12 protein-coding genes are annotated in these 13934 nt (G+C 40.0%); 10 read left to right on the top strand and 2 right to left on the bottom strand.

The features are described from left to right. Positions 1–113 precede the first annotated feature (113 nt). Complete coding sequence (gene panP / locus LOC50_RS09970) at positions 114–1739, top strand: pyridoxal-dependent aspartate 1-decarboxylase PanP (protein ID WP_250653149.1); 1626 nt, start codon at positions 114–116, stop codon at positions 1737–1739. Between the two features lie 49 nt (positions 1740–1788). Here panP and argE read toward each other — a convergent pair whose 3' ends face one another. Further along, complete coding sequence (gene argE / locus LOC50_RS09965; RefSeq protein ID WP_036979763.1) at positions 1789–2934, bottom strand: acetylornithine deacetylase; 1146 nt, start codon at positions 2932–2934, stop codon at positions 1789–1791. 221 nt (positions 2935–3155) lie between these two features. Between argE and argC the strand changes: the two genes are divergently transcribed. From argC to LOC50_RS17450, 7 genes are all read left to right on the top strand, one after another. Continuing rightward, positions 3156–4169 carry an N-acetyl-gamma-glutamyl-phosphate reductase gene (argC, locus tag LOC50_RS09960; protein ID WP_250653148.1) on the top strand — a complete coding sequence of 338 codons (1014 nt, stop codon included), beginning with the start codon at positions 3156–3158 and terminating at the stop codon, positions 4167–4169. Next, positions 4166–4933, top strand: a complete 768-nt coding sequence (gene argB, locus LOC50_RS09955) for an acetylglutamate kinase (protein WP_036979757.1) — start codon at positions 4166–4168, stop codon at positions 4931–4933. Before argC ends, argB begins: the two co-directional genes overlap by 4 nt. A 7-nt stretch (positions 4934–4940) precedes the next feature. After that, positions 4941–5873 carry an ornithine carbamoyltransferase gene (locus tag LOC50_RS09950; protein ID WP_250653147.1) on the top strand — a complete coding sequence of 311 codons (933 nt, stop codon included), beginning with the start codon at positions 4941–4943 and terminating at the stop codon, positions 5871–5873. Further along, positions 5870–7072 carry an argininosuccinate synthase gene (locus LOC50_RS09945; RefSeq protein ID WP_036979753.1) on the top strand — a complete coding sequence of 401 codons (1203 nt, stop codon included), beginning with the start codon at positions 5870–5872 and terminating at the stop codon, positions 7070–7072. The genes LOC50_RS09950 and LOC50_RS09945 overlap by 4 nt, the downstream gene beginning before the upstream one ends. A gap of 52 nt (positions 7073–7124) precedes the next feature. After that, on the top strand, positions 7125–8990 hold the full coding sequence (gene argH, locus LOC50_RS09940; RefSeq protein WP_036979750.1) for an argininosuccinate lyase: 1866 nt from the start codon (positions 7125–7127) through the stop codon (positions 8988–8990). A 252-nt stretch (positions 8991–9242) separates the two neighbouring features. Continuing rightward, positions 9243–9446, top strand: a complete 204-nt coding sequence (locus LOC50_RS09935; protein WP_214552946.1) for a hypothetical protein — start codon at positions 9243–9245, stop codon at positions 9444–9446. A gap of 336 nt (positions 9447–9782) precedes the next feature. After that, the gene (locus LOC50_RS17450) at positions 9783–9995 is read left to right on the top strand and encodes a hypothetical protein (RefSeq protein ID WP_350309905.1); all 213 of its coding nucleotides are present in this window, start codon (positions 9783–9785) and stop codon (positions 9993–9995) included. Positions 9996–11032: 1037 nt separating this feature from the next. Here the strand turns inward: LOC50_RS17450 and coaD are convergent. Next, positions 11033–11524 (bottom strand): pantetheine-phosphate adenylyltransferase, encoded by a 492-nt coding sequence (gene coaD / locus LOC50_RS09920; RefSeq protein WP_024601870.1) that lies wholly within the window; start codon positions 11522–11524, stop codon positions 11033–11035. A 178-nt stretch (positions 11525–11702) separates the two neighbouring features. Between coaD and LOC50_RS09915 the strand changes: the two genes are divergently transcribed. Further along, complete coding sequence (locus LOC50_RS09915; RefSeq protein WP_036979735.1) at positions 11703–12356, top strand: TetR/AcrR family transcriptional regulator; 654 nt, start codon at positions 11703–11705, stop codon at positions 12354–12356. A 100-nt stretch (positions 12357–12456) separates the two neighbouring features. Beyond that, positions 12457–13914, top strand: a complete 1458-nt coding sequence (gene thiI, locus LOC50_RS09910) for a tRNA uracil 4-sulfurtransferase ThiI (RefSeq protein WP_036979733.1) — start codon at positions 12457–12459, stop codon at positions 13912–13914. Positions 13915–13934: the final 20 nt, after the last annotated feature.

Below are 13934 nucleotides of genomic sequence, written 5' to 3'. Positions count from 1 at the left end.
TCATATTGCAGTAAAGTTAGCGCAATTTTTTAGAAATGCCGTTACTTAAAAACAACTTATATTAGCGTGTTTTACAAACTAACAGGTGTTTTAGTCACACACTAGGTATGAAGATGGATCAAAAGCGTTGTGCCGTCGCCTCTAAAGAAAGCCTTAAACGGATATTCACCGTTCCAGAGGCGCCAGACTCAACTTTGAGCAAAATAGAGCTTGAAATTTCGAGTAATTTAGCAGGTTTCTTAAACGAAAATATCGCGGCAATTGAAAAACCATTACATGAAATAGAAAAAGATTTTCAATCGGCGGCAATCCCTGAAGAACCGACGTTTGTGTCTTGCTATGCTCAAGATATTATGGAGCAGCTGGTTGCTCATTCTGTTCATACCGCAGCGCCAAGCTTTATTGGCCATATGACATCGGCTCTGCCTCATTTTTTACTACCGTTATCGAAATTAATGGTTGGGTTAAATCAAAACCTAGTAAAAATTGAAACCTCGAAAGCGTTTACCCCATTAGAACGTCAAGTTTTAGGGATGATGCATCATTTAGCTTATGGCCAAAGTGATGGTTTTTATTCTAAATGGATGCACAGTGCAAAAACTTCGTTAGGGGCATTTTGCTCTGGCGGCACCGTGGCGAATATTACTGCACTTTGGATAGCCCGCAACCGCTTATTAAAAGCGAATGGCAACTTTAAAGGTATTGCTGCACAAGGTTTAGTTGCAGGAATGCTTCACTATGGTTACAAAGGACTGGCGGTTTTAATCTCTGAGCGAGGTCATTACTCGTTAGGCAAATCGGTAGATTTACTAGGTATTGGCCGTGAGAATTTAATTGGTATTAAAACATCGGCTGATAATAAAGTAGATGTAGATGCTATGCGAGAAAAAGCGCTAGAGCTTGAAGCGCAAGGCATTAAAGTGATGGCAATTGTTGGGGTCGCAGGAACCACAGAAACCGGTAATATTGACCCACTTGAAGACATGGCTAATTTAGCACAAGAAATTAATTGTCACTTTCATGTTGATGCGGCATGGGGGGGAGCCACCTTACTGTCTAATACCCATAGGCATTTATTAAAAGGTATTGAGCATGCAGATTCAATCACCATTGATGCGCATAAGCAAATGTATGTGCCGATGGGGGCCGGTTTAGTCTTGTTTAAAGACCCTGCTGCTACCGATGCCATAGAGCATCATGCTGAATATATTTTACGTAAAGGCTCTAAAGACTTAGGTAGCCATACGCTTGAGGGGAGTCGCCCTGGAATGGCGATGTTAGTGCATGCTTGCTTACGTGTTATTGGTCGTAAAGGCTATGAAATGCTTATCGATCGCAGTATTAAAAAAGCCCGTTACTTTGCTGATTTGATAAATGCAGATGAAGATTTTGAGTTAATATCAGAGCCAGAACTTTGCTTACTGACCTATCGCTATGTACCAAAACAAATTAAACACGCGATAGCCCAAGCTGATGCACAAACCCGTTTAGACATTTTTGCCGCGCTTAATCGTTTTACTGCAAGCATGCAAAAACGTCAGCGTGAATCAGGTCGATCGTTTGTATCGCGTACACGTTTAACGCCAGTTCAATATGATAACCAACCAACCGTGGTATTTAGAGTGGTACTTGCGAATCCGCTTACATCAGGTGCAATATTAAAAGAGATATTAGAAGAGCAGAAAGAACTAGCTCAAACCGACCCTGTATTTAAAAAGTATTTACGAAAATATATGTAACCATAAATGCTATAAAAAAGACGCGATTAAGCGTCTTTTTTGTTGCTGATTAAAAGCAACTCGCCTTTATAAGGTTGCTGATAATTTGTTGAGAAGGTTTGATTTTTTCCATTGCTAAAAACTCATCGGGCTGATGCGCTTGGTTAATAGAGCCTGGTCCCATTACGATGGTTTCACAACCGAGTTGCTGTATAAATGGCGCTTCGGTACAGTAGTTAACAGCCACTGCTTTTTGCCCTGCTATATTTTCGGCTAATTTGACTAACGCGCTATCTGTGCTTCCCGTAAATGCTGGAATTGGCTCATGCAAATCAATTACGCTCACAGAGTTAGGGTATTGCTGGTTTATATCGTAAGTTGCATCAAGTACCAGTGCTTGAAGCTCTTGCACGCTTAAACCTGGAAGAGGGCGCATATCAATGTGCATTTCACAGCAGCCACAAATTCGGTTGGCATTGTCACCCCCATGAATATTGCCTAAGTTGAGTGTTGGATAAGGAATTTCAAAGTGGTTTATTGAATATTTATTCTTGAGTTGTTCTTTTAAGATCAGTAATTTTGTAATCACTTTATGCATTACTTCGATGGCATTAAGACCCCGTTCGGGATCAGAGCTATGTCCTGAGCGACCAACGACTCTGATTGCTGTACTCATATGACCTTTATGGGTAAATACGGGGGTCATATCTGTTGGCTCACCAATAATACAGCGACTTGGCTTTAAATTTGGGTGCTTACAAATTTGCTGTGCGCCAGCCATAGTGGTTTCTTCATCGGCGGTCGCTAATATTAAAATAGGTTGAGTTTGTTGCTTTTCATCAAGCTCACTAATAGCTTGCAGTACAAAAGCAAAAAAGCCTTTCATATCAATACTGCCTAAACCATATAATTTGTTATCAAGTTCAGTTAATTTAAATGGGTTTTGATTCCAGCGGCTATCATCAAATGGCACTGTATCGGTGTGCCCCGCAAGCATTAACCCGCCATCGCCTTGTCCGCGTTTTGCTAATAAGTTGTAGCGGCCTTTACCACCTTCTAACTCTATTATTTCACAGGTAAAACCTAAGCTTTCACACCACTGAGCGAGTAGTTCAATAACGCTTTTATTGCTCATACACAAATGCTCTTCAATAGCGCTAATTGAGGGGGCAGCAATCAATTGCTGATACATCGAGATAAATGACGGCAGAGACATAAAAAAATCCAAAATAAGTATTCAATTTAATTGCATAACAATATAAAAGTATTTATGATGAATATCAATTCACTTTTTAAGCATAAATATATTAAAGTTACGCCATGAAAATAATACGACGATAGTTATCACTCATTAATTTAATCAGTTTAGCTAGGTTGCAACCTAGTGTAAGTAAATAACATGGAATGTAGTCACTAATTTTAGATAAAGAGTAAATAATGAACGTAGTAATTATAGGTGCCAGCGGTTACAGCGGGGCAGAATTGGCTAGCTTAATTGCCAAACATCCAGCATTAACATTATCAGCATGTTATGTATCAGCGCAAAGCTTTGATAAACATAAACTGCTCAGTGAATTATACCCTGAGCACTTAGGGTTACTTGACTTACCTTTGCAACCACTTAATGAGAGTGCATTGAGTGATATAGCTCATTCAGCAGACTATGTGTGTTTATGCACTGACCATAAAGTAAGTGTTGATTTAGCCCCTCAGTTTTTAGCGATGGGCAAAAAGGTATTTGACCTCTCTGGTGGTTACCGTCTTGAAAGTAATGAAGATTACGTCACTTATTATGGTTTTGAACACCAGCATCCAGAGCTCCTCAAAGAAGCTGCATATGGCCTTGCAGAGTGGAATAGTGAGGCCATTGCAAAGGCGCAGTTAGTTGCTGTAGCTGGCTGCTACCCAACTGCCGCATTAAACGCATTAAAGCCTCTTCAGCAAGCTGGGTTACTTAGTGACGAGCGGATTATTATTAATGCTGTATCGGGAGTAACTGGGGCTGGTCGTAAAGCAAATATTGGCACGCATTTTTGTGAGGTATCACTTGCAACCTATGGTTTGTTTAACCATCGTCATGGGCCTGAAATACAGCAGCATCTTGGTCATAACGTATTATTTACCCCTCATTTAGGTAATTTTCCTCGCGGTATTTTAGAAACCATTTATGTACAGCTAAAACCGGGTGTGACTAGTGAGCAAGTAACTAAAGCGTATCAAGTATTAGCGGATGAGCCATTAATTCGTTTGCTTGGCAGCAAAATCCCCTCGATTAAAGGGGTGGCCAAACAACCTTATGTAGATATTGCGTGGCAGCAGCAAGACTCACAATTAATAGTGATGGCAGCGATTGACAATTTACTAAAAGGGGCGGCTGGTCAGGCTCTGCAATGTATTAATTTGTCAATGGGCTTGCCTCACACTACAGGTCTAGTAGGAGCGTTTAAATGAGCAGTAAAACGTGGGTTATTAAACTCGGTGGCGCAGTACTCAATACTGAAAATGCCGCTAAAGCGCTTTTTGAGGTTCTTAATGAACAACATGATGCACAATTTGTCATTGTTCATGGCGGTGGCTCATTAGTTGACCATTGGCTAGCAGAAGCCGGTTTTGCCAGTGCTAAACACCAAGGTTTGCGAATCAGCCCTAAAGAACAGATGCCTTATATTGTAGGAGCATTAGCGGGAGCAGCAAACAAACAATTAATGGCGCAAGCAATGACTGCTGGGCACAAACCTGTTGGCTTGAGTTTATATGAAGCAGGAATAACAGCATCACAAAAATTAAAAGCGCTAGGGCAAGTAGGTCAATGCCATAGTAATAATGATTCTATTATTAATGAATTACTCAGTGGCGGGCGTTTACCTATAGTCAGCTCCATCGGTTTTGATGAGCAAGGGCTTTGGTACAACGTTAATGCCGATGAAGCAGCCGCCGCAATGGCAAATAATTTAAATGCAGAACTTATTTTTATGACGGACGTAGAGGCGGTACTTGATGCCAATAAGCAGCCTTTACATCAACTTGACACAAAACACATTGATACTTTAATTACAGAGGGAGTAATTGTGGGTGGGATGGAGGTCAAAGTTAAGACCAGTCTTCACGCTGCCCAACATTTACGACGCGGTGTGTACATTTCCAGCTGGCAAAAGCCAGAAAACTTAACTGCTTTGCTGCAAGGCGAGCATGTCGGAACTAAAGTAACACCATAGGTTGAACATGTTTAAAGATTTTATAACGGGTCTAGAATTAGACCAACAAGGCGCACTAAATTTATTAAAGTTAGCGCAAGATATTAAAGAAAGCCCGAGTAAATATAACCAAGTACTAGCTGGTAAGTCAGTGGTTACTCTGTTCGAAAAGCAAAGTTTACGTACTCGCCTTTCATTTGATATTGGTATAAACCGTTTAGGGGGCCATGCGGTTTATCTTGATCAACAAAATGGTGCAATGGGCGCCCGCGAATCAATAAAAGATTTTGCCTTAAATATTTCGACTTGGGCCGATGGGATTGTTGCCCGCGTTAATCAGCACAGTACGTTAACGATACTCGGTGAGTATTCATCCGTTCCTGTGATTAATAGTTTGTGTGATTTATATCATCCATGCCAAGCATTAGCTGATTTTTTAACGCTACAAGAAGTACACGGTGATGTTAGCCAGTTAAAGCTTGCCTACCTAGGTGAGGGCAATAATGTAACGCACTCATTAATGCTATTAGCCGCTACTTTAGGAACAGACTTTGTCGCTGTAACACCAAAAGGCAGCTCACCTGATTCGCAAGTACTTAAACAAGCAGAGCAAATAGCAGCTATGAATGGCGCTTCTGTAATGGTAAGTGACAGGGTTGAGGCTGCAGTAGGCGCTAATGTTGTTTACGCCGATACCTGGGTATCTATGGGGGATACAACTCCTCTTGAGCAAGTGAAAGAAAAATACATGCCTTATCAATTAAACCAGGCATTGTTAGAAAAAACCGGTGCAACTACGGTATTACATTGCCAACCGGCACACCGTGAGTTTGAAATTACTTCTGAGGTAATGGATGGCCCTGCATCAAAAATTATACAGCAAGCAGAAAACCGCATGCATGCGCAAAATGCGCTATTAGTTACATTGTTAAATCCAAATTTTGTTAAGGAACACCTATGAGTTCAATTAAAAAAGTCGTTTTAGCCTATTCAGGTGGTCTTGATACATCAGCTATCGTGCCATGGTTAAAAGAGAACTACGGCTGTGAAGTTATTGCCTTTGTTGCCGATGTTGGCCAGGGCGCAGAAGAACTTGAAGGCGTAGAAGCGAAAGCCATTGCATCGGGTGCATCTGAGTGTTACGTGGTTGATTTGAAAGATGAAATGGTAAGTGATTACATTTACCCAACACTTAAAACAGGCTCTATATACGAAGGAACCTACTTGCTAGGTACTTCTATGGCACGTCCAATCATCGCTAAAGCCCAAGTTGAAATTGCCCGTAAAGTGGGGGCAGATGCACTTTCTCATGGCTGTACGGGTAAAGGTAACGACCAAGTACGTTTTGAGTCATGTTTTGCAGCACTGGCTCCTGATTTAAAGGTGATTGCGCCATGGCGTGAGTGGGATTTATCAAGTCGTGAATCATTGCTTGATTACCTAGCCGAGCGTGATATTCCGTGTTCTGCATCAGCAACTAAAATTTACAGTCGTGATGCTAACGCATGGCATATCTCTCACGAAGGCGGCGAGCTTGAAGACCCTTGGTGTGAGCCAAGTGAGCAAGTATGGACCTGGACTAATTCACCAGAGCAAGCGCCCGATAAAGCTGAGCATGTCACTTTATCAGTTGTAGAAGGTGAAGTGGTTGCTGTGAACGGCGAACAATTAAAGCCTTACGACTGTTTAGTTAAACTAAACGACATAGCTGCCCCGCATGGTGTTGGTCGTGTTGATATTGTAGAAAACCGTTTAGTGGGCATGAAATCACGCGGTTGTTATGAAACACCAGGCGGTACAGTGATCATGGCTGCGCTGCAAGCAATTGATGAGCTCGTTCTTGATAAAGCGAGCCGTAAATGGAAAGAGGTGCTCGGTGGTGAATTTTCGCATTTAGTCTACGACGGTCGTTGGTTTACGCCACTTAAAGATTCTATTTTAGCCGGTGCAGAAGCGCTTTCTACGTTAGCGACAGGTGAAGTGGTACTTAAACTTTACAAAGGGCAAGTAACAGCGGTTCAGAAAAAGTCACCTAACAGTTTATACAGCGAAGATTTTGCTACTTTTGGTGAAGACGATGTTTATGACCAATCGCACGCAGAAGGCTTTATTCGTTTATTCTCACTATCAAGCAGAATTTCAGCATTAGCTAAAAAGTAATTTTTTATGCCCCTTGGAATTAAGGGGCTATTATCGGGTTTGGAGAAATTTCATGGCATTATGGGGCGGACGTTTTTCTACGGGTCCAGATGAAGCGTTTAAACAGTTTAACGATTCACTTCCCTTCGATTATCAATTAGCAGAGCAAGATATTATTGGCTCTGTTGCATGGGCTGGCGCACTTGAACAAGTGAACGTGTTATCTAATGACGAACACCAAAAGCTGGTATCGGCATTATATGAATTACTTGAAGAGGTAAAAGCAGATCCACACGCTGTTGCCACCTCAGGTGCTGAGGATATTCACTCACATGTTGAAGCCGCGCTAATTGAAAAAGTGGGTGATTTAGCTAAAAAATTACACACAGGCCGAAGCCGTAACGACCAAGTTGCTACCGACTTTAGATTATGGTGTCGCGATACTGCCGATCATATCTTAAAAGCGATTGCACAACTAAAAGCTGAATTTATTAGCTTGGCTGAACGTGAGCTTGGCACAATATTACCAGGTTATACCCACTTACAACGTGCACAACCGGTGTTATTTAGCCATTGGTGTATGGCTTATGTAGAAATGCTTGAGCGTGATGAAAGCCGATTACAAGATGCCCAAGCAAGAATGAACTACTGCCCACTCGGCAGTGGCGCTCTTGCAGGCACTGCATACCCGATTGACCGTCACGCACTTGCACAAGGGTTAGGGTTTACAGGCGCGACTAAAAATAGTTTAGATGGCGTATCTGATCGTGACTTTGTGGTTGAGCTATTAAGCTGTGCGTCTATCTCTATGATCCACTTATCGCGCATGTCTGAAGACCTGATTTTTTATAACTCGGGAGAAGCTGGCTTTATTGAACTGGCCGATAATGTTACATCGGGCTCATCTTTGATGCCACAGAAAAAAAACCCAGATGCATTAGAGCTAATTCGTGGTAAAACTGGCCGGGTGTTTGGTGCGTTTAGCGCAATGATGATGACCTTAAAAGCACTGCCTCTTGCTTATAATAAAGACATGCAAGAAGACAAAGAAGGCATTTTTGATGCCATGCCAACATGGCTTGCGTGTATTCATATGGCACAAGCGTGTATTAAAGGCATAAAAGTGAAAGCAGATAAAACCCTTGCAGCGGCAAAAGGTGGCCACGCTAATGCAACCGAACTTGCTGATTACTTAGTCGCTAAAGGTGTACCGTTCAGAGAAGGGCATCATATTGTTGGGGTGTTGGTGCAATTAGCTATTAGTGAAGGTAAAACGTTAGAGGAGCTTTCACTTGAGCAGTATAAATCAGTAAATCCAGTGTTTGAAGATGATGTGTATCCGGTACTTGAAATTGATGCCTGTATTAAAGCACGTCAAGCACTTGGTGGAACCTCATTAGAACAAGTAAGTAAAGCGGTGAAAGACGCGAAAAAAAAACAGCAAATAACAGTTCGTGATGCAAACCTAGATGACGTGGAAGCAATCGCTAAACTCGTACAACACTGGGCAACAGTCGGCGAAAACTTACCGCGCGCTAAAAGTGACATGGTGCACTCAATTAATGAGTTTGCCGTAACCGAGATAGACGGTCAGGTATCGGGTTGTGCTTCACTTTATATTTACGACACAGGATTAGCTGAAATACGTTCATTAGGTATTGATCCTAAAAGCGCAGTAACGGGGCAGGGACGAGAACTGGTTGAACACTTATTAGTGAAAGCCAAAAAATTGGCACTCAACCGTGTCATCGTTCTGACTCGTGTACCTGACTTTTTCGAAAATCAGCGGTTTAGTTTCTGTAATAAAGAGAGTCTACCTGAAAAAGTAATGAAAGATTGCGAGCTATGTTTACGCAAAGAAAACTGTGATGAAGTCGCAATGGAATATATGTTAAAGCCAAGTAATAGCATGGAGATCCCCTGTAAAAACGTGGCTTGAGCAATCCCTAGGATAAAAACGCACGGTGACCCCGATGCGTTTTTTTTTGAGTAAAATAAAGTGATGTTTTAAATTAATATGCTATGAATTTAAAGTTGGCATATCGTTTGCTTTTATTATTTTGTAGCGTGTTGTTGAGTCAACTAATCAACGAAGGCAAAACGTTACCGTAGTTATTTAGTAACTGCTCCAGGTGGTGTGATTTAAATTTACGCCAATAATAAAAATTTAATACTCATAAGGATTAATCACATGCAAATTTCAGCTAATAGCCAAGTACAAATGCAAGCATACAATAAAACGCAACAATTAAAGCCTGCAATGGAACAAACTGCTAGCCCTAAAACCCTTCAATCTGATACAGTAAGTATCTCTCAAGAGGCGATGAGTGCTGCTAGTACTGATTTACAACGCGGTGGTATCATCTTGCCAGGTGGAAACCCTCGTCCTAAGTAAAGCTTAAGGTATTTGATGTTTATAACTGATTTTTTTGGTTTTTTTTCGCTGTCAGCTCTAGTAATGTGGGGGTTTCTGATGGCGTTCTTCTTTAATGTGTTTGTGTTTAGTCTTGGCACAAAGCGTAATACAACCTTATTAGTCAGTTCTTTTATTTTATTCATATCATATTCATCTTCAGATTACTTTTTGACATGGTTCTCGATATATAAAATTACTTATTTAGACTGGGCATTATATGATCTAGTTACCCTTATCGCGCTTGCAATTATTTATAAATTAATAAGAAAAACAACACCTTCATTTTTATATCTGATATTAGGTCTTACGATAAACATGAATTTGTTGTTTTTAATGCATATTGATGTTTTTATTAATAAAAATGTTCATCCATGGTTTTTCTGGGATGTGTACACTTTTGGTGTTACCTGTATAGATTTTATTATGATTGTAGCGCTCATAGTTGATAGAGACTTTTTAGGTATTCATATTCTAAAAAATAAACTATTCGGCCAACATGGTATTAACTCTGAAAAAAACTCTTCATAAACATGTATATAAGCTATACCCTTGGTGAATATGTAAGCGCACTCATACAGTGGGGCTTTTTAATGGCTTTCCTGTATTGTTTTGTAAAAAGTATAAATATCCCACATAAATCCTCCCTATATTTAGCTGCAATAATGCTGTGCTCATATGTATTAAGTGATTATTTATACATAGTAAAACATGTTTATCTCAATTGGATAGTTTACGATTTTTTCACTATTGCTTTTATTATTCTTGCGATTAAAAAAGCTTTCGTCACTCTCTCTTTACCTGCATATTTCATCATTGTAGGCTTAACCATAAATAGTGTATTAGTTGGTTTTATTTATTATGATTTATACATTTTAGGGAATACTCAAGAGTGGTGGTTTTGGAGTTTTTACTCTATTTCTATAAATTTAATTGACATATTAATGATAGCTTCTTTGGTAATAAACATAGATCCCGTAAATATAAATCGATATAGAAAGACCATTACACTAATAGATATAAGCGGTCTTTCAAATGGATGACTTCTTGCTCAGTCCATATGTATCTCTTTACCTCGGCGCATTTGTTCAGTGGGGCTTTTTAATGGCTTTTTTATACTCATTAGTCACGAGTATAAATAAACCCAAAAAAGAGGCTTTATGGCTGTCGCTAATAATGTCGGTTTCATACTCTTCAAGCCTGTTCATTGATATCCAAAATATTTCTTATATGAAATTATTACTTTTTGATTTAGTAACAATTTTGGTTATTTTGGTTGTAAGCAACTTCTTAACTAAAAATGTTATATCTACTTATCTATTATTAGGGTTAAGCATAAACTCACTGTTATTTTTTGGCATGCATCTAGATGTACTTGTTTTTAGTAACAGCTCACCATGGTGGTTCTGGTCATTTTATTCTTTGGGAATTAATCTGATGGATTTCATGATGATAGCTATCTTCTTTATCAATAAAGATTTTTTGGGTTTAGTGAGGCTTAAGAACGTTCTGTTTCCAGCAAGAGTGAAGCTACCTAGCGCGATGAAATGATACGCTAGGTGTTACCTTTAATGCTTAGTTTTCCCAAGCCTTGATTGCAGGGCTTTCATTACTATGGTGTCAACAAACTCACTCACATCCCCGTTATGGCGTGCTACTTCTTTTACTAGTGTAGATGATATAAAGGTATTGCGCTCGGCGGGCGTTAAAAATACGCTTTCTAAATCAGGGTTTAAACGACGGTTCATATTCGCGAGCTGAAACTCGTAATCAAAATCAGAAACCGCTCTTATACCTCTAATCAATACATTTGCGTTATGGTCACGAGCCAGATCTGCTAGCAGCCCCGAAAAGCCAATGACTTTTACATTATCTAAATGGCTTAAAATTTCATTTGCTAAATCAACGCGTTCTTCTAAAGTAAAACACGGTTTTTTACTTGGGTTATGAGCAATAGCCACAATAACGGTATCAAACATCTTAGCCGCACGCTGAATTAAATCAGTGTGGCCGTTGGTAAGAGGGTCAAATGTGCCTGGGTAGATTGCGGTCACTTTCATAATATTTACTGTGTTATTATTTTTAGCCGTAGTGTAGCAGTGTTTAGTGTGTAAAGCAGCCTTGTAAGTAAATTGTATATAACTGCAGCTGCGCAGTGTTACAAATGCAATGATTTGTTTATACTAGGCGGATTATTTTAATGCAGCATCGTATTTTCGAAAATTGAGTAATGAGTATATGAATACCAAGGATAAAATAATTCAAACCAGTATTTCATTGTTTAATGAACATGGTGAAAGAGCAATATCTACTAATCATATCGCATCGAGTTTAGGCATGAGTCCGGGTAATCTGTACTACCACTTTAAAAATAAAGAAGACATTATTCGTCATATATTTGCACTTTATCGTGATCATTTAAGCACCCATTTTAAGCCGGTCGATCAAGGCGACGATGCTTTTGAACGCCTAGGTCCTTATTTAGATTCGTTATTTGAATTAATGTGGCGCTATCATTTTTTTTACGACAACCTTGGTGATATTCTTGCTCGCGATAGCCATTTAAAACAGGGTTACATTGATTTTCAGCAGGAATTACTTGAGCAGGTACGTAACATCATTTTGGCCTTGCGGGATAGTGAAATTATTGCCATTGATGAACAAGATGCCATTGAACTTGCTCATACGCTAAAATTAACGGTTAGCTTTTGGACACCCTATATGAAAGCAAGAAGACTAAGTGGTGTGCTGGTTGAGCAAGATATTTACCCTGGCATTGTAAAAGTACTGACTTTATTTAAGGCTTACAGTACAGAAAAAAGCGCAAATAAAATTAATCAGTTAAGAGACAAATACGCACTTTTAGCAAATGCTGCCCCCCAGAATCCTTAGCCCCATCGGGTTGGTTAGTTCCTAGGCGTTAAATTTTTTGCTATAATCCGCCGCGCCCAATGCCTGGGTGCGCGAATTCCCGCAGTCTAAGAGTTGAACTATGCTTAAATTTATCGTCAAACTTCACCCTGAAATAGCCATCAAAAGCCGTTCAGTCCGTAAACGCTTTACCAAAGTGTTAGAAAATAACATTAAAATTGTATTGCGTCGTGTTGACGAAAAAGTACAAGTGCGTAATAACTGGGATAACATTTCAGTTGTTACAAAACTTGACGATGCTCAAACTCGTATTGATTTTATTGATAGCTTGCAGCGGATTCCCGGCATCGTACAGTTTATTGAAGTGACCGAAACAGACTTTAAAACCCTTGATGACATTTATCAAAAAACCATTGCGTTAGTTGGTCACACTATTATTGGTAAAACCTTTTGTGTGCGTGCTAAGCGCATAGGTCAACATGATTTTACTTCAACTGAACTAGAGCGTTACGTCGGTGGTGGGCTTAATCAACATGTTGAAGGGGCTCGAGTAAAGCTAAGTCGCCCAGAAGTGACTATTCGTTTAGAAATTAAAGACGAAAAAGCCTACATAGTAACGCAAACCCATTTAGGGATGGCGGGCTTCCCACTGCCAACACAAGACGATGTATTATCGCTTATGTCTGGTGGTTTTGATTCTGGCGTTGCTAGTTATCAAATGATCCGTAAAGGGGCTCGCACGCACTTTTTATTCTTTAACTTAGGTGGCGCTGCTCATGAAATTGGGGTTAAACAAGCGAGTTACTATCTATGGAAACAATATAGCTCTACGCATAAAGTTAAGTTTATTACTGTTGATTTTGAGCCAGTGGTTGCTGAAATCTTAGAAAATGTTGAGAACAGCCAAATGGGCGTTGTCCTTAAACGTATGATGATGCGAGCGGGTAGTGCCGTCGCTGAAAAACTAAATATTCAAGCATTGGTTACGGGTGAAAGTATAGGTCAGGTGTCTAGTCAAACCTTAGCTAACTTAAGTGTGATTGACCGCGTAACCGAAACGCTCATTTTACGCCCACTTATCCAGCATGATAAGCAAGAAATCATCAATATAGCGCGCCAAATAGGCACTGCAGAAATGGCAGAGACGATGCCCGAATACTGCGGTGTGATCTCTAAAAAGCCGACAGTTAAAGCCAAAATAGAAGTAATTAAAGCGGAAGAAGAAAAGTTTGACTTTGATGTGTTAGATACCGTTATTGATAACGCCCGTGTTATGGATGTGCGCGATATTGATGTTGAGGCTAAGCAAGAGCTTAAAGAGGCAGAATCAGTTACAGAGTTACCAGAGGGAGCGGTTGTTGTTGATATTCGCTCGCCTGAAGAAGAAGATGCGGCGCCGCTGGAAATTGAAGGTATTGAAGTTATCCACTTACCGTTTTTCCGCTTAGCAACAAAGTTTGGCGATTTACCTAAAGGTAAAGATTATTACTTATATTGCCAAAAAGGAGTAATGAGCCAATTACAAGCGCTTATTCTTCACGAAGAAGGCTTTACCACTGTTAGAGTATATCGTCCTTAATGGCTTAATATATTAGATGC

The sequence above is a fragment of the Pseudoalteromonas sp. SCSIO 43095 genome, assembly GCF_023650455.1.
GTDB lineage: Bacteria > Pseudomonadota > Gammaproteobacteria > Enterobacterales > Alteromonadaceae > Pseudoalteromonas > Pseudoalteromonas tetraodonis.
The sequence above is the reverse complement of the archived record's forward strand: the minus strand, read 5'-3'. Positions and strand labels throughout refer to the sequence as shown.

Coding starts and splice junctions, on each gene's coding strand:
- panP (WP_250653149.1), top strand. CDS start 114: ATGGATCAAAAGCGTTGTGCCGTCGCCTCTAAAGAAAGCCTTAAACGG.
- argE (WP_036979763.1), bottom strand. CDS start 2,934: ATGTCTCTGCCGTCATTTATCTCGATGTATCAGCAATTGATTGCTGCC.
- argC (WP_250653148.1), top strand. CDS start 3,156: ATGAACGTAGTAATTATAGGTGCCAGCGGTTACAGCGGGGCAGAATTG.
- argB (WP_036979757.1), top strand. CDS start 4,166: ATGAGCAGTAAAACGTGGGTTATTAAACTCGGTGGCGCAGTACTCAAT.
- LOC50_RS09950 (WP_250653147.1), top strand. CDS start 4,941: ATGTTTAAAGATTTTATAACGGGTCTAGAATTAGACCAACAAGGCGCA.
- LOC50_RS09945 (WP_036979753.1), top strand. CDS start 5,870: ATGAGTTCAATTAAAAAAGTCGTTTTAGCCTATTCAGGTGGTCTTGAT.
- argH (WP_036979750.1), top strand. CDS start 7,125: ATGGCATTATGGGGCGGACGTTTTTCTACGGGTCCAGATGAAGCGTTT.
- LOC50_RS09935 (WP_214552946.1), top strand. CDS start 9,243: ATGCAAATTTCAGCTAATAGCCAAGTACAAATGCAAGCATACAATAAA.
- LOC50_RS17450 (WP_350309905.1), top strand. CDS start 9,783: ATGAATTTGTTGTTTTTAATGCATATTGATGTTTTTATTAATAAAAAT.
- coaD (WP_024601870.1), bottom strand. CDS start 11,524: ATGAAAGTGACCGCAATCTACCCAGGCACATTTGACCCTCTTACCAAC.
- LOC50_RS09915 (WP_036979735.1), top strand. CDS start 11,703: ATGAATACCAAGGATAAAATAATTCAAACCAGTATTTCATTGTTTAAT.
- thiI (WP_036979733.1), top strand. CDS start 12,457: ATGCTTAAATTTATCGTCAAACTTCACCCTGAAATAGCCATCAAAAGC.